Genomic DNA, 17570 nt, shown 5'->3' on the forward strand with positions numbered 1-17570 from the left:
TCTCTACCAACTACCGAAAGAACTAGAACCCCTCACGACAACACTACAAGCGAACCGACGGATGGCGACGACCACCTTACAGGCAGTGTACAACAACAAAAGCAGGGTCGGAAAATCGGCAGAAATCCCGATTTGCTTAGACAGCCTTAGCTTTCTTCAACGACCTTCTCCTCGCCGTCGAAGTGCGCGGAGTTGTCCTGCGGATCGTAGCCCAGTGCCTCGCGAGCCCGTTCGATGGAGTAGTACTTGCGGTCGTTGTCGGAGATTCCGTAGACGATTTCGAAGTCGTAGTCGGCTTCGAGCGCGCGCTGGTGGAGGTGCGCACAGTCGGGGTAGGAGAGCCACATCGCTTGGCCGCGCTCGTAGTCGATCGGCGGGTGACCACGGGTGAGGTTACCGATGCGGACGTTACAGACGTCGATGCCGTAGGTGTCGTGGTAGTACCGGCCGAGGACCTCGCCGGTGGCCTTCGAAACGCCGTAGAGGTTGCCGGGACGGGGGAGTTCGGTCCCGTCGAGCAGGAAATCGTCGTCCTCGCGGTACATCTCGGGGGTGCGCTCGTCGGTCTCGAAGGCCCCGACGGCGTGGTTCGAGGAGGCGTAGACGAACTTCTCGACGCCCTCCTCGACCGCGGCCTCGTACATCTTCTGGGTGCCGTCGATGTTGTTCGCCAGCACGCTATCCCAGGATGCTTCCGGCCTGGGATCGCCGGCGAGGTGGATGATTGCGCCGACGCCCTCGACGGCGGCCCGGACGAGCGCGTCGTCGGTGACGTCGCCAATCATGTACTCGTGGTCGGGCTCTCCGTCCGGTGGGCTATGCAGTAGCAGTCGCCACTCGTATTCTTCGGCGAGTCCGTCGAGGATCGCCTCGCCGACGCGACCGCCAGCACCCGTGAGCAGAACGGGATCGTCCATCGAGTGTATCTGTGCGACCGGCCAGTAAGTAAGATGCGGTTCGCCCCGCGAGCGCCCCCTGTTGGACGGTCACACGGCCGTCCGGTCCGAAGCGCGTTTCCCCTCGGCTCACTATTGAACGGATATGCCCACTGACGCCGAGCAGGCCTGCTTCGAGGCCGGCATCAAGTTCGGCTCGCTGTACCATCAGTTCGCCGGGACGCCGATCAGTCTCGAGAGTGCCGACAGTCTCGCACGAGCGATGGCGGAAGCGATCGAGAACCAGCCCTACTGTGAGTCCGTGACTGTCGACATCCGGACGGACGTGCTCGAGGCCGCCCTGGCGGAGGGAGCGGCCGACTACACGGAATTCACGGGCCGGTTCGCCGAGATCGAGATCGTGATCGACTACGAAGGCAACGAGGTCGTCGCGCGCATGGAGATGGACGACGGGTATCCGCTGATGCGACTCGAGAGTATCGAGAGACAGTGACGCGATGGTGAGCGTCAAGTGACGGTGGCCTTTTTGTTCACTCCGGGAGGAGGCCACGTATGGCACTGTACGCAACCGAGCGGATCGACGACGCGGTGTCGTTGACGCGGTCGCTGCTGTTCCCGTTCGACGCGGGACTGTGGGCGCGGCTGGCCGTCGTCGTCTTCTTTCTCGGACTCGGATCGGGTGGGAACGTCACGAGCCTGGGTTCGAATACCCCGTCGGCAGGCTCCTCGGCCGGATCGGCAGCGCCGAGCGTCGATTTTTCCGTCGATCCCGGATCGGTCTCGATCGCGAGCGAGGCGGTAGCTGCGCTGGCGGCACTGGCTGTCGTGCTCGTGGCGGTCTGGCTGGCGCTGGCCTGGCTCGGAGCGACGCTTGAGTTCGTCTTCGTCGAGGGGTTGTCGAACCGGTCGGTGGCGATCCGTCGCGGGCTCGGCCGTCACTGGGGTCGCGGTCTCCGGCTGTTCGGATTTCGACTCGCCTTGCTCGTGCTCTCGCTGGGCGTGCTCGGTGCGACGGCGCTGGCGCTGTTCTGGGGGCCGATAACGACCGCCCTCGGCGGCGGATCGGTCACGATCAGCGACGCGCAGATCCTCGTCGGGCTCGGCGCGCTCCTGTTCGTCGGGGCGCTCGTGGGGCTGCCCGCCGTGGCGATCCACTGGCTGACGACCGAACTCGTCGTGCCGATCATGCTGGCCCGGGACCGTGGCGTCCTTGCTGCCTGGCGGGGACTCCTCGCTGCGATCCGTACCCAGTGGAAGCAGTTCGGCGCCTACCTGCTCGTCGCCATCGGATTGCGTATCGCGACGTCGGTCGCCGCCGGGATCGTGCTGGCGATCGTCGGCGTCGTGCTGGCGATCCCGTTCCTGATCGTCGGGTTACTGCTGGGCCTGGGTGCAGTCACGGGCGGGACGATCACGGCCCCGCTCGTCGTCGGGATCGTCCTGCTGGCCGTCGCGTTCGTGCTCGTGCTCGCGCTCGCCGGCGCGGTCGTCCACGTCCCGATCGAGTCGTTCCACCGCTACTTCGCGCTACTTTTCGTCGGCGATCTCGATAACGACTTTGACGTGGTGGGGGAGATCCGCCCCCCGCTCTCGGACGATTCGTTCGGTGCCTAGAACGGCCGATTTCACTTTCACTTTCGGGCGTGCCTTTAGGTTCCGTGGTGTCGAATCACACGGTATGAGTCAGGCGACGTTCGACGACGACGAACTGTTCGACGAAGCGGCGACCGACATGCGTGCCGACGTCGAGGAGAGCCTCGAACAGGCGCGGGAGGCGCTCCCGGAAGCCGACGCGATCTGGGAGACCGACGCCGACAATACCCTCGGTGTGCTCAACGGGCTCAAGACCGCGCTCGACGTCGGCGACGCCGAGGACGCGCTCCGGGACGCCAAGAAGTGGTACACGATGGGCAAGCGCGCCGACGCGTTCGAGGACGCCGACGACCTCGAAGCGTCGATCGCGGCGGTCGAGGAGGTGATCGCCGACATCGAGGCGGCACACGATGCGGCCGGCGATCTGGCCGGGACGATCCCGGCGATCAAAAGCGCTCTCGAAGACGACGAAGAAGAGTAGCTCCCCTTCGGCCGCCGTGCGGCCGGCAGTATCAGCGGTGCGGTGGCCGGGTCAGGTCGCGCTCGGCCACGCTCTCCAGAAGATCGACCAGCGCCGCGGTCGCGTCCGCGAGCAGTCGTTCGCCCAGTTCGGCGTCGGCGTCGCCCGGATCGCCGACGTTGCCACGCTCGCTGAACTCCGCGAAGTCGTAGGCCAGGTTCGTCCCCTGCTGGAACTCGCCGAACCCGTCGCCGGCGCCCGCCGCGGCGTCCCCGAATCGGTCCTCGTGAACGAGTTCGGGACGGACTGCCTGGACAAAGGCCGTCTCGACGGGGCCGCCGTGTCCGAGTTCGACCCCGTACTCGTCGAAGGATAGCGCGTCGAACCACGTCCAGGGCACGGCGTAGGCGTCGCCGCTTCGGGTGATCGACCCGCAGACCTCCCGGAGTGCGTCAGTGTTGCCTCCGTGGCCGTTGACGACGACGACCCGGCCCCAGCCGTGGCTAGCGAGACTCTCGATCGTTTCCCCGACGTACGATCGGAACGTGTCTTCGCTGACCCACAGCGAGCCGGTGAACTGGCGGTGTTCCTCGGAGACCCCGACGTTCACCGGCGGGGCGACGATGACCTCGCCGTCGTAGGTCTCGGCGGCCTCGGCGGCGATCGTTTCGGCACTGAGCGCATCGGTCCCCATCGGCGCGTGCGGGCCGTGCTGTTCGGTGCTCCCGGTCGGCAGCAGCGCCAGATCGGTGTCCGCGGCGTCGGCGTCGGTCCAGGTCGTCTCCGAGAGGTGCATACCTGCCGTAGGAGCGCCGGCCCAAAAGTACGACCGATCCGCTCGGGAAACCGACCGACCCGCTCTCGAAATCGGCCCGCTCGGACTACCGAGCCAGACCGACGACTCGATCGAGAGCGGGCTGTTTAAACGACTGAACCGTCTATCGAGCCCCAATGAGCCGATCTGGCGAGTTCTGCCCGCGTTGCGGTGATCCCATCGAGCGCGACCCCGAGGTCAGCCTGCCGGGCAGCAGCGGCCAGCGCGATCCGGATCACGTCCTCTGTGACGCCTGCTACTTCGAAGATTTCGATCTCGTGGACGCCCCCGATCGGGTCCAGGTTCGCGTCTGCGCACAGTGTGGGGCCGTCCACAGGGGCAATCGGTGGGTCGACGTCGGTGCCGAGGACTACACCGACGTGGCCGTCGAGGCGGTCTCGGAGGCGCTGGGCGTGCACGTCGACGCCGAGAGCGTCTCCTGGCAGGTCGCTCCCGAGGAGGTCGACGAGACGACGATCCGGATGCACTGCCAGTTCTCGGGCGTGATCCGGGAGACGCCGGTCACCGAAGAGGTGGTCGTCCCCGTGAAGATCAGCCGGGAGACCTGCAACCGATGCGGGAAGATCGCTGGCGGGTCGTTCGCCAGCGTCGTCCAGGTCCGGGCCGACGAACGGACGCCGACCGGCGACGAGATCGAGCGCGCCCGCGAGATCGCCGAGTCCTACGTCGCCGCCCGCGAGGAGACCGGCGATCGGAACGCCTTCATCACGGAGGTGAGCGAGGTCGACGACGGCCTGAACATGAAGATCTCGACGAACCAGCTCGGCCAGGGGATCGCCAAGCGGATCGTCGACGAGCTCGGCGGGACCTACGCCGATTCCGAGCGGCTGATCTCCGAGGACAGCGACGGGAACGAACTCTATCGCGTGACCTACGCCGTCCGGCTGCCGCGGTATCGTCCGGGTGAGGTCATCGACCCGGAGGACGGCGACGGGCCGGTGCTGGTCACGAGCGTCCAGGGCAACCTCAAGGGGACGCGCCTGGCCAGCGGCGATCGCTACGAGGCGTCCTTCGCGGACGAGGACGCGCCCGACGCCCGGCGGCTCGGCGAACGCACCGACGGCACGGAGACGACGCTGGTGGCGATCGAGGACGAACACGCCGTGCAGGTCCTCGACCCCGAGACCTACGAGACGAAGTCGGTCCCGCGACCCGCGTTTCTGGATCCCGACGTGGAGACGGTGCCCGTCCTGAAGAGCCGGTCCGGACTCCACCTCCTGCCCGACCGCGGTAACAGCGAGGACGATGAGTGACGATGGCTGACTCCCCCACCTCGGCGGAGGCCGAGAGCACCGACGCCCTCGCCATCGTCGTCGCCAAACTGCGCGCCCAGGACGTCATCGACGCCGCCCAGGACGAGGGCGTTTACGACGCCGACCGAAGCGTCACGGAGCACGGCGCGGACGCGGTTGCGATCCCCGTGACTGCGCCGCCGGAGACCATCAGCTACCGCGAGGTCGTCCGTCAGGTCGGCGAGCCGCGCCTCCGGACGCTCGAAGACCACCTCCGCGAGCGCGGCTGGAGCGACAGGGAGATCGACGCTGCCCCCGGGTCGTGGGCGGTCATCGGATCCGTCGTACTCGTCGAGATGGGCGACGCGCCGCGACCCGAAGAGATCGGCGACGCGTTGCTGACAATGCACGGCGAGGCCGATACGGTCCTTTCTCGCGGCCCTATTTCGGGCACGCATCGAGAGCCGGACGTGACGGTCGTCGCCGGCGAGGGGGACACCCGGACCGTCCACCGCGAACACGGGATCGAGTACGGGCTGGATCTGTCGGAAGTCATGTTCTCGCCCGGGAACAAGGCCGAGCGGGCGCGGATGGGCGAGATTGTGGACGCGGACGACCGCGTTCTCGACATGTTCGCGGGGATCGGCTACTTCACGCTCCCGATGGCCGACGCCGGCGCGAAAGTGGTCGCCGTCGAGCACAACCCGACTGCCTTCGAGTTCCTGCTGGAGAACGCGATGCGAAACGGCGTCACCGATCGCGTCCAGGCGTATCGGGCAGACAACCGCGACGTTCTCGGGGAAGGGCTCGACGCCTTCGGCGATGCACCGACCGTCGACCGGATCGTGATGGGCTATTACGACGCGACCGAACCCGATGGAGACGGTTACACGTACCTCGATCCCGCGATCGCGGCACTCGAACCCGGCGGCACGATTCACGTCCACGAGGCGACGCCCGAGCCGCTGACCTTCGACCGGCCGATCGAACGGCTCGAAGACGCCGCCAGCACGCAGGGGCGGTCGGTCGACGTGCTCGAGACGCATCGTGTCAAAGGCTACAGCGAAGGGGTCGTCCACGTCGTCGTGGACGCACGGATCGAGTGACCGTGACGAAAAGGCTAATTGTGTCGCTGATCGACTATCCAGTATGAACAGACAACAGATCATCGCCGTCATCCTCACCGTCCTCATGGTCGGCTCGTCGGTCGCGTACGGCGCGGCGCTGATTTTCTAGCGTACAGCGGCGATATCACTCGGTCTCCCAGACATCCGCGATCGGGTCGTCCGAGCCGCGCTTCGACCGCGATCGGGTTCGCGACCGTCTGTCCATCGCTGCAGTCGCCCCACCGGGATCGAACGCCGGCAGGTCGGGAGTCGACAGGCGATCGACCTGTTCGGCGAACCACCCGGGCATATCCGTCCGGGCGCGCTCGAAGAGATCCAGGAGCGAGTCGTCGGCGAGATAGGTCGCGCCGTAGTCGTCGGGCGAACGGACGACCCGGCCGCAGGCCTGGATCACCGTTTGGAGCGCCGTCCGGTAGTACCAGCCCCACTGTCCGTCTTCCAGCCGGCGGGCGACCCGCGAGTCGCGAGTGTTGGGATACGGTGCCTTCGTCAGCAGTTGCCACCGGCAGAGGTCCCCCTCTAAATCGAGTGCCTCCTCCATTTTCACCGAGAGGAAAACCTCGGGGTCGTCGCTGCGCTGCCAGGCCGCCAGTTGCCCGTCGCGATCGTCCTGGTCGTGGCTCCGGATTCGACTCCCGACGCCAAACTCCGACAGGTGTCGCTCCAGATGCTCCTGAATCGCATAGGAGTGGCAGTGCACCAGTCCCTTCTCGGTGGGGTGGTGGGCCATCAGACGCACGAGCACGCGGGCGATCTCCGGCAGGGTCTCCTCGCGGTGTTCGTAGGTCATCTTCCCCCGGGTGACGTCGTACAGCGGCCGGTTCTCGACGGGAAAGGTATGTGGCACGTCGACCAGGGCGACGCGGTCGGGATCGAGCCCGACGTTCGTACAGAACGCCTCCTTGTTCAGGATCGTCGCCGACAGCAGCGCGAACTTGTTGCCCCGATCCCAGACCGTGTGCCCGAGAAACCGTTCGGGATCGAGCGGCTTGATCGTCACCGGCGAGCCCGCGCCGTCGGGTTGATCGACGACCCAGGTCGTCGCCGCCTCGGGATCGCGGTACTCCTCGCGGAACCACTTCAGGTCCGAGCGCAACTGCTGGAGGCGGTCGCGCTCCTCGGCCTCTTCGGGCGTGATCTCCACGTTCCCCCGGAGTTCCGAGAGCCGACGATCGGCGGCCTGGATCACCCCCTGGGCGTACGCGGCGGCGTCTTCGAGATCCTCGATTTCGGGCGGCTCGCGGGCCTCCCAGACCGGGACCGTATCGGGCCGCAGGTCGATGGTCGCGTACATCTCGGCCCACTCGCCCAGCCCGTGGGCCTCGTCGATGACGACGACGTCGCGAGCGCCGAAGACGTCGCTGCCGGCGGTCTGCATGAAATACGCAAGCGTCATCGCAGCGATCCGACGGTTGGCCGCGATGGCCCGATCCGAAAAATAGGGGCAGCGATGTTTGACCTGGCACTCGAACTCCCGTTCGCGGACGCAGGGGGCCTGGTCGACAGGCGTATCGGTCTCGCCCGGCAGGATGCAGTCGTAGTTGTTCTTCCCGCGGATGATCGAGAGATCGGAAAGCAGCGGGTCCTCGGCGACGTCGTCAAGTTGGGAAACCTGCGGCGTCGTGTAGTAGGCGTCGATGGGCAGGCTCGCCGAGGCCTGGCTCCCCTCGCGGGCACAGCCGGCGATGGCCCGCGCCAGCAGCGACTTGCCACTGCCGGTCGGTGCGCGCACGAGCACGACGTCGTTGCCGGCCTCGAACGCCGCGCGAATGTCCTGCAGTGCCTGCTGCTGGGCACCTCGATAGCCCGGCGCGGGGAACCCCTCTTCGATGCGGGACGGATCCACGTTCGGGGTGGAGAGCGGGCCAGTGGTAAACACTCCGATCGTGATGGACGGGTATTTATTTCCGATTGCAGTATTGGAGATAATGATGACGCGATCGTATACGAGACGCCGTGCCCTCCGGATCGGCAGCGCGGGGATCGTCGGCTGTCTGGCGGGGTGTACTGGTTTGCTCAACGGAGACGACAACGACAGCGAAAACGACGACACCACCCCTAGTACTGAGGACGGCGGGAACAACGGGGAACGTCCACCCGAACTCGGCGTGGTGCCGGGGAGTGCGACAGCGGTGGCGCACGTCGACGCCGCCGCGTTGCTCGATGGCCCTGTCGGCGAGAGTGCCATCGAGGGCGCGCTCTCGTCGGTGGCCACACAGCAGCCGTCCTACGATGGGCCCGAAAGCTACGATGCGGCGCTCGATACGATCGAGACGGAGTTCGGACTGGACCCGCAGGGCATCAGTTCGGTGACAGCGTTCGTCGGAGACCAGAGCAGCGAAGAGATCGGAATCGTTGCCGAGACTGACTACGACGAACCGGACGTTCTCGACGTTCTGCAGGCGGACGGATCGGTCTCCAAGGAAACCTACGGCGGCGTGACGATCTACACTGACCCGGGCGACAGCGCTGTCGGCGTCCTGGGCGACGGACAGTATGCAGCCGGCCCGGTCGGCGTCGTCGAGTCAGTCATCGACGTCACGAACGGCGAGAAGGACGCCGCTGGCGGTGACGTCGTCACGACCTACGAGGACGCGCCGTCCGGACCGATCCGATTCGGCGCCGTCGTTCCGGACGAGGGGGACCGGCAGTCCGCGGGCGCGCTGGCGGCCGTCGAGACTGTCCGAGGCGGGATGTCTGCCGACGGCGATCAGCGCCGGCTCGTCGTCGAGATGGAGGCCACCGATACCGACGCTGCCGGGCGGCTCACGACGACGCTCGAAAGGGGTCTCTCGGAGCTGCAATCCCGGATGGAAGGGGAGTCGGGACCGCTCGCTGACGCGCTCGCACAGCTCGACGCTGTCGACGTCCAGCGTGACGGGGCGACCGTATCGATGGTCCACAGCGCCAGCGCCGAGGAGGCCGGCAATCTCATGGCGGTAGCCGTCGCCGTCGTCGGGACGTTCGTGCTCGACCTCGGAGAATCACAGGCCGCAACGTATCCCCGGGCGTCGTTCGCGTTCGATTACGACGCCGGTGCGGAGACGGTCACGATCACTCACCAGAGCGGCGACGCCATCGACGGTTCGAACCTGTACGTTCGCGGTACGACAGGCAACGGGACGATCAATGCACAGTGGGCCGGCGACTACGGCGTCAGCGAGGTGATGGCCGGTTCGCGCGTCACCGTCCAGAACGTCACTGACTCGTTCGAACTGCGCGTCGTCCGGGATCCGGCGGATCAAGAACAATCGGCGGTCCTGGCCGCGATGTCCGGCCCTGAAGCGTGACGCGTAGCGCGGTCACAGCGCCTTGATATCCGCGGCAGTTACCGCACGGTCCTCGGGGAGCCGTTCGACACACTCGAAACAGAGGAAGTGCTCGCTGCCGTCGGCCAGTTCCAGGGTGACCCCACCGCTCGACCCGCCGGCCTGGCTCCAGAAGTCGCTGATCCCGCCGGCGATCCGGGTTCGCTCGTTGCAGCCGTCACAGCGCTGGGTCGACATCGAACGTGCTTGTCGCCCGGCAGGCAAAAACGTTCGTCGTCCAGTGCAGTGTCGTCGGGTGCGGTGTCGTCACTACTGGGTCGTCAGACGTGACGCGTAGCGTCGCCACTGGCGGACGTGAGCGCGGAACCAAACACGATCTCAGGACGATTTGATTTCCTCGAACTGATCGAGGAGTTCCTCGGTCGACTCGCCGGCGTCGTAGTCTACGCTGCCATGGTACGTCGTCCGCTCGTCGTCGAAGCTGGCATCGACTTCGGTGTTCTTGCGCTCACGGCGCTCGTGCTCGTCATCGTCGAAGGAGCCCATCGCCATTGTGTACCACACACGAACTTGTGTGTTCTTGCTTATCAATGTAACGCAATCTCACGGGTCATGTTGTCGCAGTACCCGGGTAGAGAGGCGCCTCGGACACGAGGCTTATACGCCTCGATGGCCAACAGTCGGCCACACATGCGACATCCAGGTCTCAAGCTCCGGATGGCGATCGTCGGATCGATCCTGTTCGGGTTCTACGCAGTCGTTGCGGCCGGCCTCTATGCGACGTTCGGCGGTTCGACGACAGTACTCGCGCTCGTTCTCGCAGGGAGCGTCCTGTTGATCGGCGCCCAGTACAAGATCGGCAAGTGGGGCGCGCTGCGGAGCGTCGGCGCACAGGACATGCCCGAGGACGACCCCCGGTTCCGGGAAATCCACCGGTCAGTCGAGCGACTCAGCGACGATATGAACATCGAAAAGCCCCGGCTGATGATCGCCGAGATGGGCGTGCCCAACGCCTTCGCGGTCGGTCGCAAGGGCGCCGGCGTCGTGGTCGTCTCCGCACAGCTCGTGCAGTTGCTGGACCACGACGAACTCGAAGGCGTACTCGCCCACGAGCTGGCGCACATCCGCAATCGCGACGTCGTGACGATGGTCATCGGGCAGGGGATCGCGACGATCGTCGGCCTCGTGGCGCAGTTCGCCGTGATCTTCCTCGGCGACAACGACTTCGCCGACATCATCCTCGGGATCATCGTCGGGAACATCGTCCAGTTCCTCGTCATGCTGTTCGTGCTGGCGATCTCCCGGTATCGGGAGTACGTCGCCGACAGCGACGCCGCCGGTGCGATCGGCCGCGGCGAACCGCTGGCCCGCGCACTGGAGAAAATCAGCGGTGCCGATCACAGCCGCTCGCGGATCAGCGAAGAGGCCAGCGCGCTCTGTATCTTCGGCGAATCCAGGAGTCTCCTCACGAAGCTCGTCTCGACGCACCCCCCGACTGAAAAGCGCATCGAGAAGCTTCGGTCCTACTAAGCGACCTTTCCGCCTCGTGTGTCCTCGCGAGCGCCACGACGCTCCCGTCATCGGGTTCATATATAGCCTCGTGGATGGCCGTCTCCGGGGAGACGTACTTCCAGGAGCATCTCGAAACAGTGCGTCAGGATCGGCTTGCCGTCAACACCGGGCTGACGTCGTCCCGTGATGGCAGTGACCTACCGTCGTCGGAGATACGCCGGCGGCACTCGGTCGGTCGTGTAGACGTCCGTTCCACGGTCAGTGATCTCGTGGCCGTCCGCGAGCATCGCGGCGGCGTCGACCTCGATGATCGCGGGCTCGTCGGCGTGGCGCGAGCCGACCTCGCGTGCCGACTCGACCGTCCCCGAGAGGTGGGCCTGCTGGCGAGACATCGACCTGAGTCCTTCTTCGAAGATCGAATCGAGATGTCGCGGTGCTGTCCCGTGATAGAGAGTGTCGGGAACCGGCGTATCGCCCGATTCGAGATCGACGTCGACGGAGTGGCCGTAAGCGGCTCTGATGCGCCGGCCGTCAAACTCGAATCGACCCTTTGGATCCGTCGCAACGACCGCCTCGACGGCCCGTTCGTCGGCCCAGTCGTATTTTCGTTCGACTGCCGCCACGAGTTCCTCGAAGTCGGTCCAGCCGCTGTCGTCCAGTTCGATCCCGGCATCGTCGGGAAAGTGCCTGAGTGCTCCGCTCAGGTACTTCGAGAGCCGACGGCGACGATCGCCGGAGAGTACGGGTTGCAGGTGCCGGTCACAGACGGGACACCGCTCATCCTCGAAGTGGCCGTGGTCGGAACAGACAGCGACGGGGCCTGGCATCGGGAGCGTGTTGCCGGTCGAGCGCGAAAAGGTCGGCGGTCGTGCCGACAGGACTTTACTCGCGGCTCCTGCACCTCCACTCAACGCAAATGCGCGAGGCACACCCACTCGAAGCGACCGTCGGGATCGACTACTACGTCAGCGACGCGGCGGGGATCGGCGGACGACTCCGTGATTCTCCCGAGAGCTTCCGGGTCGAGGAGATCGAGGCGTTCGACGCCGAGCCGATCGATGCTGCTCCCGGCGCGTACCCGCACGTCCTCGTGCGGGCCACGCTGCGGGGGTGGGACACCAACGACTTCGCAAGTGTGCTGTCCGATCAGCTGGGGATCAGCCGCGAACGGATCGACTGGGCCGGCACGAAAGACAAGCACGCGGTCACGACCCAGTTGTTCACCGTCAGGAAAGGTGATCCCGACGCGATCGCGGCCGTCGACCTGTCCGGCGCCGACATCGAGGTACTGGGCCGGACCGGGCGCGGGCTGCAGTTCGGCGACCTGGCGGGCAATCGCTTCGAGATCACGGTCACGGGGGCCGAACAAACCGAGACGATCGGGCAGATCACCGACGAGTTGGGATCGTTCTGCGGTGACGACGACCGAGTGGGCGTGCCCAACTTCTTCGGCCAGCAGCGCTTCGGCAGTCGGCGGGCGATCACCCACGAGGTCGGGCTGGCGATCGTCCGCCGCGAGTGGGAACAGGCCGTCCGGACCTACGCCGCCAATCCGAGCGGCCGCGAGCGCCAGCGGACTCGCGACGCCAGATCGACCGTCGAAGACTGCTGGAACGACCGGGAGTGGGAGCGGACACTCGATGCGATGCCGGGCTACCTGGGCTACGAGCGCGCGATGTTGCAACGACTCGCCGAGCGCAAGGGCGAAACGCCGGCTGATTTCCGGGACGCCCTGACCGCGCTGCCGAGCAACCTCCAGCGTCTGTTCGTCAACGCCGCCCAGTCGTACGTGTTCAACCGGATCTGCTCGGAGCGACTCCGCCGCGGACTGCCGTTCGACGAACCGATCGAGGGCGACGTTATCTGCTTCGCCGATTCGGACGCTCCCGAGGGGCTGGATCTGCCCGACACGAATCGGACGCAGGTGGTCACCGAGCGTCGCGTCGGGACGGCGCGTCGACACGTCGAGCGCGGCCGGGCGTTCGTGACCGCGCCGCTGGTCGGCACTGACACCGAATTCGGAGGGGGCGAGCCCGCCGAGATCGCGCGTGACGTACTCGCGGATCTCGATCTCGAACCAGCGGACTTCGACCTGCCCGGCGAGTTCGAATCCTCGGGAACTCGGCGGGCGATTCTGGTGCGCACTGATCTGGACGTCTCCGTGGACTCGCCGACGTTCTCCTTCGCGCTCCCGAAAGGCTCCTATGCGACCGTCCTGCTACGAGAGTACCTGAAGGCTGCCCCCGACGACCTGGCGTGAGGTCACATACAGCTTGTTCGCAGAGCGAAACTCGTCGGTGTGTCTAATATCATTGAACTCCTACAGCAATTAGTTATGGCCGAGAGCCGAGCTCTTCCTGAATACATACCTGCCGCTCTGGAGCACGCAGATGCAGTGGTCTGGGCAGTGGACATCGAGACGAAAGAGATCGTATCACTGATTGGGAGTATGCCGGCTATCGAGAACCTGCAGGATGTCGAAAATCTCGTGACTTTTTTCGATCGTGGCATTCATCCTGACGACCTACCCGAAGTCGATCCCCTGTATCGACAGGTTTTCGAGAGAGAATCGGAACAGCTCTCTGTGGATTTTCGGACACACCCCGACCAGGGGGAGATCCGGTGGATCCACGTCGATGCACGCGTCATGCACATCGAAGACGGCGACCTTCTCGTGGGCGTAGGGACCGATATCACGGCGCGGAAGCGGTACGAGCGCGAGCTCAAGGAGCAAAGAAACCGGCTGGAGGAGTTCTCGAGCGTTCTCTCACACGATCTACGGAACCCGCTCCAGATCGCGACGGGACACGTCAAACTCGCACAGGTCGAAGACAAGGACGATCACCTGGGTGCGATCGAGCAGGCGCTGGAACGGATGGAAACACTGATCAGCGAATTGTTGACTGCCGTCGAAGAGGGCGGACCGATGATTCGAGGCGGTAGTATGGTCGAAACCGACAGAGAACATCTCGACGTCGAAGCGGTTGCAACTGCGGCGTGGGATGCCGTCGAGACACAGGACGCGACGCTCTCTGTCGAGACGGAGACGACGATCTCGGCCGACCGGTCGAACCTGGAGCAGCTGTTCGAGAACCTGTTTCGGAACGCCGTAGAACACGGTGGTACAGGCGTGGCCGTCACCGTCGGCGATCTCGACGAGCAGCACGGATTTTACGTTGCCGATGACGGTCCCGGGATCCCGGACGGCGAGCGTGACGCGATCTTCGAGATGGGATACTCGACTGGTGGCAACGGGGCCGGTCTCGGATTGCGGATCGTCTCGCAGATCGCCGAAACCTACGGCTGGACGGTCACTGTGACCGGCAGCGAACGTGGCGGCGCACGGTTCGAGATCGCTGTGGAGACGGACGCTGGGTGATCGATTCGCGCGCGAGTTCCAACATTCACACGCGAGTCTGGACGAACCGACCTCACATCGAGTTCGGACAGTCAAACCGTCTGGCTTATTCGCGCCGAGTTCGAAACTCGGCACACATGGAGTGTCGGCAGTGTGCCTCGCCGCTCGAGCGTCCCGGCGATTACTGTCTGGTCTGCCGGACGCACAATTCGGACGCCGTCGTGCTCGATCTCGACCGCGATCGGGCGCGGATCGTCTCGTTGTTCGAGGAGTCGATCGTCGGCGAGCACACGATCACGACCACGCCCGAGGACGACAGCGAAGCCCAGGTGGTCGAACTGCGGAACTTCGCCGGGCTCGTGGCCGACGAGGTCCGGCGCAAGCGCCCCGAGGAGGTCTACGTCACCGGCGACCGGGACGTGATCGAGCGCCTGCGCGGGCAGCTGCACTATCCGTTCTACCGGGTTCGCGCGGACGATCCTGTCGAACACGTGCTCGAACGCCGCGGCGAGCCGGCTCTGGAAGTCGTCGACGCCGCGCCCGCGGAGAAGCTCGGCGGCAGTCACTCGACACTGATCGGCGGCCGCGACGGCCAGCGCGCCATCCAGACGGTGGCCGGCCACCCCCACGTCAAAAAGGTCATCCCGGGACCGATCGACGCCGGCGGGAGCGGGTCCCGGACGGGCGTCCGCGCGAAGGCGACCCGCGCGGGCGAGGACGGAAACGTTCGCCTGCTCATCCGTGACGGCTCGAGCGTCCAGGAAAACCGCGTGGTGACGACCGCCGGGGACCGACAGCTCGGCGAGCACGTCCGCGCCGATCTGAACGAGGCACTCGTCGAAGCGGACCTCCAGGACTGAATTTTCGTCTTTCGGTCGCCCGTTGTGGGCGTCTCTATTGCCCGGAGACAGACTCTTCCGAAAGTGGGGGTCCAGCACCAACAGAGACATCCGATCCACTGCAACGAGGCGGATCTCGGAGTCGCAACTCGCAGGACTTAAGAATACGCTGGCGCGAGAGTACGGTACTATGGCTGAACAGAAGGGACGCACCGGGAGCGCGGGCCGGTTCGGTGCCCGCTACGGGCGCGTTGCCCGGCGTCGCGTCGCCGAGATCGAAGCCGAAATGCACGACGACCACACCTGTCCCCAGTGCGGCGAGGACCGCGTCGACCGCCAGGGAACCGGCATCTGGGAGTGTCAGGCTTGCGGGTACGCTTTCACCGGCGGTGCCTACCAGCCCGAGACGCCCGCCGGCAAGACTGTCCGGCGCTCGATCCGCGCGGCACTGTCCGAGGACGAAGAATAACTGGCTCCAGCCACAAACTATAGATATGAGCTACAAGTGTTCTCGCTGCAAGCGCGACGTCGAACTGGATTCCTACGGCGGCGTCCGCTGTCCGTACTGCGGACACCGCGTGCTCCTCAAGGAGCGCGCCCCGGACGTCAAGGAAGTCGACGTCGAGTGATCGTGGCCGGTGTAAACCTGTGTCAGGTCGACCACACGGCCCCGTGTGGTCGCAACGACGAACCGTTACGGCGATCACGATAATGGATCACGAAGCCGTTTTCACTGCCGTCTACGAGTCCGACGTCCGTGCGCGTCGCGTCAAGCGCAGCGTCGAACTCGAAGCCGGCGACATCGAAGGCGACCGAACAGTCGCGACTGTCGACCGTGACGGCAACCGCCTGACGATCACGATCGAAGCGGCCGATCTGATCGCGCTGCGCGCCGGCATCAACACCTGGCTGTCGCTCGTCGACGTCGCCGAGCGCTGCAGCGGCGTCGACGCCGTCGCCATCGACTAGAATGCTTTCGGTTGCGCGGTCGATCGACTAGACGAGTCTGGAGTCGGCTGCGTCAATCACTCCGGCAGGTGAAACTCGATCGCGGCCCCCTGTCCGAAGCCGACACATTCGGTCGCTAGCCCCAGCTCCGCGTCGCGCCTGTGCATCTCGTGGATCAGCGTCACGGGCAGACGTGCCCCGGACGCCCCGAGCGGATGGCCAATGGCGATCGCACCGCCGTTGACGTTGAATATCTCGTCGTCGAAACCCAGTTCGCGCTGGCAGTACAGCGTCTGTGAGGCGAACGCCTCGTTCAACTCGACGAGGTCGTACTCGTCGAGATCACGCCCGGTCCGCTCGGCGAGCTGGCGCACGGCCGGCACGGGACCGATCCCCATCTCGGTCGGGTCGACGCCGACGACCTCGTGAGCACCCACTTTCGCCAGGACCGGCAGATCGTGCTCGTCGGCGAACGACTTCGAGGTCATCAGCACGCCGGCGGCACCGTCGCTGACCTGCGAGGCGTTGCCCGGCGTGACTGTCCCGTCGGATTTGAACACCGTCGGCAGGCCGGCGAGCGTCTCCAGGTTCGTGTCTCGACGGATTCCCTCGTCTTCCTCGACGGTGTCGCCGTCGGTCTCGATCGGGACGATCTCGTCGTCGAACCGCCCGGAGTCAGTTGCCTCGGCTGCGCGCTCGTGGCTCCGCAGGGCGTATTCGTCCTGGGCCTGTCTACTGACGTCGTATTTCTCGGCGACCGCCTCGGCGGTCATCCCCATCTGCAACTCGCCGATGTTGTACAGTTGCGCGAGTCGGGGGTGGACGTTGTGCGTGTTCTCGCCCATCTTCACCCGGGACATCGACTCCATGCCGCCGGCGACCACGCAGTCGCGCTGGCCGGCGGCGATGGCGTCCGCCCCGCGCATGATCGCCTCCGCAGAGGAGGCACACCACCGGTTGATCGTCGTCGCCGGTACCGACTCGCCGAGCTCCGAGAGCAGGGCGATTACCCGCGCGACGTTGTTGCCCTGCTCGTCGCGCTGCTGGGCGCAGCCCCACAGCAGGTCGTCCACGTCGTCTCCGTCAAGCCCCGTCGCCGCGAGCATCTCGTCGATCAACGGGACCGACAGGTCTTCGCTCCGGACGTCGGCATAGACGCCGTCTTCTTTCCCCTGTGGCGTTCGCACCGCCTGCACGATCACTGGCGTAGAATCTGTCATCATCTATTGCTGGAGTACCGGCCTGTTAACGATTGTCCAACCGGAAACGGATTGTCTGTGGTGGCCGGGGCGACGCCCCTAACAATATCCGTGCTGATCGTCTCTGACTGCTTCGACAATTGAATTCGGCCGAAGGCGAAGGTAGGGCACAGAGCGACCATTTGGGACCCGAAATCGCAGCTTCGTTCGAAGAATCTGAAACGGCCGAGATCGCAAACCCGATGCACTGCTAAACGATTTTAGGAACGCCCTCTAAACCGCAGGCGTTCGTACGAGCACGG

General features: G+C 65.5%; 20 protein-coding genes. 13 read left to right on the forward strand and 7 right to left on the reverse strand.

Translation table 11 applies throughout. The annotated features are described in order from the left end of the window. Positions 1 to 146: 146 nt before the first annotated feature. Entirely contained in the window at positions 147 to 917 is a 771-nt protein-coding gene (gene azf, locus OB916_RS11750; protein ID WP_315909491.1) for an NAD-dependent glucose-6-phosphate dehydrogenase Azf, read from the reverse strand. 124 nt (positions 918 to 1041) lie between these two features. Between azf and OB916_RS11755 the strand changes: the two genes are divergently transcribed. The 3 genes from OB916_RS11755 (at position 1042) to OB916_RS11765 (ending at position 2970) form a co-directional block, all read left to right on the forward strand. Beyond that, complete coding sequence (locus OB916_RS11755) at positions 1042 to 1389, forward strand: dihydroneopterin aldolase family protein (RefSeq protein ID WP_315909492.1); 348 nt, start codon at positions 1042 to 1044, stop codon at positions 1387 to 1389. A gap of 59 nt (positions 1390 to 1448) precedes the next feature. Further along, positions 1449 to 2510: a DUF7544 domain-containing protein gene (locus OB916_RS11760; protein ID WP_315909493.1), complete on the forward strand. Its 1062-nt coding sequence runs from the start codon at positions 1449 to 1451 to the stop codon at positions 2508 to 2510. 64 nt (positions 2511 to 2574) lie between these two features. Continuing rightward, positions 2575 to 2970 carry a DUF5790 family protein gene (locus OB916_RS11765; protein ID WP_315909494.1) on the forward strand — a complete coding sequence of 132 codons (396 nt, stop codon included), beginning with the start codon at positions 2575 to 2577 and terminating at the stop codon, positions 2968 to 2970. A 31-nt stretch (positions 2971 to 3001) separates the two neighbouring features. Here the strand turns inward: OB916_RS11765 and OB916_RS11770 are convergent, their stop codons facing one another. Continuing rightward, positions 3002 to 3745: a creatininase family protein gene (locus OB916_RS11770; RefSeq protein WP_315909495.1), complete on the reverse strand. Its 744-nt coding sequence runs from the start codon at positions 3743 to 3745 to the stop codon at positions 3002 to 3004. A gap of 155 nt (positions 3746 to 3900) precedes the next feature. On the opposite strand from OB916_RS11770, the gene OB916_RS11775 reads away from it, so the two are divergent. Both OB916_RS11775 and OB916_RS11780 read left to right on the forward strand, forming a co-directional pair. After that, entirely contained in the window at positions 3901 to 5037 is a 1137-nt protein-coding gene (locus tag OB916_RS11775; RefSeq protein WP_315909496.1) for a 60S ribosomal export protein NMD3, read from the forward strand. A gap of 2 nt (positions 5038 to 5039) precedes the next feature. Beyond that, entirely contained in the window at positions 5040 to 6122 is a 1083-nt protein-coding gene (locus OB916_RS11780; RefSeq protein WP_315909497.1) for a class I SAM-dependent methyltransferase, read from the forward strand. A gap of 145 nt (positions 6123 to 6267) precedes the next feature. Here the strand turns inward: OB916_RS11780 and OB916_RS11785 are convergent, their stop codons facing one another. Continuing rightward, the gene (locus tag OB916_RS11785; RefSeq protein WP_315909498.1) at positions 6268 to 7989 is read right to left on the reverse strand and encodes an ATP-dependent DNA helicase; all 1722 of its coding nucleotides are present in this window, start codon (positions 7987 to 7989) and stop codon (positions 6268 to 6270) included. Positions 7990 to 8071: 82 nt separating this feature from the next. On the opposite strand from OB916_RS11785, the gene OB916_RS11790 reads away from it, so the two are divergent. Continuing rightward, positions 8072 to 9433: a type IV pilin N-terminal domain-containing protein gene (locus OB916_RS11790; RefSeq protein WP_315909499.1), complete on the forward strand. Its 1362-nt coding sequence runs from the start codon at positions 8072 to 8074 to the stop codon at positions 9431 to 9433. A 12-nt stretch (positions 9434 to 9445) separates the two neighbouring features. On the opposite strand, the gene OB916_RS11795 is transcribed toward OB916_RS11790, so the two are convergent. Together OB916_RS11795 and OB916_RS11800 are read right to left on the reverse strand one after the other, a co-directional pair. After that, positions 9446 to 9649: a DUF7561 family protein gene (locus OB916_RS11795; RefSeq protein ID WP_315909500.1), complete on the reverse strand. Its 204-nt coding sequence runs from the start codon at positions 9647 to 9649 to the stop codon at positions 9446 to 9448. A 141-nt stretch (positions 9650 to 9790) separates the two neighbouring features. Beyond that, positions 9791 to 9964 carry a DUF5786 family protein gene (locus tag OB916_RS11800; protein ID WP_315909520.1) on the reverse strand — a complete coding sequence of 58 codons (174 nt, stop codon included), beginning with the start codon at positions 9962 to 9964 and terminating at the stop codon, positions 9791 to 9793. Between the two features lie 138 nt (positions 9965 to 10102). Between OB916_RS11800 and OB916_RS11805 the strand changes: the two genes are divergently transcribed. Next, complete coding sequence (locus OB916_RS11805; protein ID WP_315909501.1) at positions 10103 to 10942, forward strand: M48 family metallopeptidase; 840 nt, start codon at positions 10103 to 10105, stop codon at positions 10940 to 10942. A gap of 179 nt (positions 10943 to 11121) precedes the next feature. Here OB916_RS11805 and OB916_RS11810 read toward each other — a convergent pair whose 3' ends face one another. Beyond that, positions 11122 to 11751, reverse strand: a complete 630-nt coding sequence (locus OB916_RS11810) for an RNA 2'-phosphotransferase (protein ID WP_315909502.1) — start codon at positions 11749 to 11751, stop codon at positions 11122 to 11124. 89 nt (positions 11752 to 11840) lie between these two features. Between OB916_RS11810 and truD the strand changes: the two genes are divergently transcribed. The 6 genes from truD to OB916_RS11840 all read left to right on the forward strand — a co-directional run bounded on the left by truD (position 11841) and on the right by OB916_RS11840 (position 16090). After that, positions 11841 to 13184, forward strand: coding sequence for a tRNA pseudouridine(13) synthase TruD (gene truD, locus OB916_RS11815; RefSeq protein ID WP_315909521.1), 1344 nt, complete (start codon positions 11841 to 11843; stop codon positions 13182 to 13184). A 135-nt stretch (positions 13185 to 13319) separates the two neighbouring features. After that, positions 13320 to 14303 (forward strand): sensor histidine kinase, encoded by a 984-nt coding sequence (locus OB916_RS11820; protein WP_315909503.1) that lies wholly within the window; start codon positions 13320 to 13322, stop codon positions 14301 to 14303. Positions 14304 to 14419: 116 nt separating this feature from the next. Further along, on the forward strand, positions 14420 to 15142 hold the full coding sequence (locus OB916_RS11825) for a DUF2103 domain-containing protein (protein WP_315909504.1): 723 nt from the start codon (positions 14420 to 14422) through the stop codon (positions 15140 to 15142). A 169-nt stretch (positions 15143 to 15311) separates the two neighbouring features. After that, on the forward strand, positions 15312 to 15590 hold the full coding sequence (locus OB916_RS11830; protein ID WP_315909505.1) for a 50S ribosomal protein L37ae: 279 nt from the start codon (positions 15312 to 15314) through the stop codon (positions 15588 to 15590). A gap of 25 nt (positions 15591 to 15615) precedes the next feature. Further along, the gene (locus OB916_RS11835) at positions 15616 to 15750 is read left to right on the forward strand and encodes a DNA-directed RNA polymerase subunit P (RefSeq protein ID WP_229112335.1); all 135 of its coding nucleotides are present in this window, start codon (positions 15616 to 15618) and stop codon (positions 15748 to 15750) included. Between the two features lie 82 nt (positions 15751 to 15832). Beyond that, positions 15833 to 16090 carry a KEOPS complex subunit Pcc1 gene (locus tag OB916_RS11840; RefSeq protein WP_315909506.1) on the forward strand — a complete coding sequence of 86 codons (258 nt, stop codon included), beginning with the start codon at positions 15833 to 15835 and terminating at the stop codon, positions 16088 to 16090. Between the two features lie 56 nt (positions 16091 to 16146). On the opposite strand, the gene OB916_RS11845 is transcribed toward OB916_RS11840, so the two are convergent. Beyond that, positions 16147 to 17289: a thiolase family protein gene (locus tag OB916_RS11845; protein WP_315909507.1), complete on the reverse strand. Its 1143-nt coding sequence runs from the start codon at positions 17287 to 17289 to the stop codon at positions 16147 to 16149. Positions 17290 to 17570 lie beyond the last annotated feature (281 nt).

The sequence above is a fragment of the Halapricum hydrolyticum genome, from assembly GCF_025517535.1.
GTDB lineage: Archaea > Halobacteriota > Halobacteria > Halobacteriales > Haloarculaceae > Halapricum > Halapricum hydrolyticum.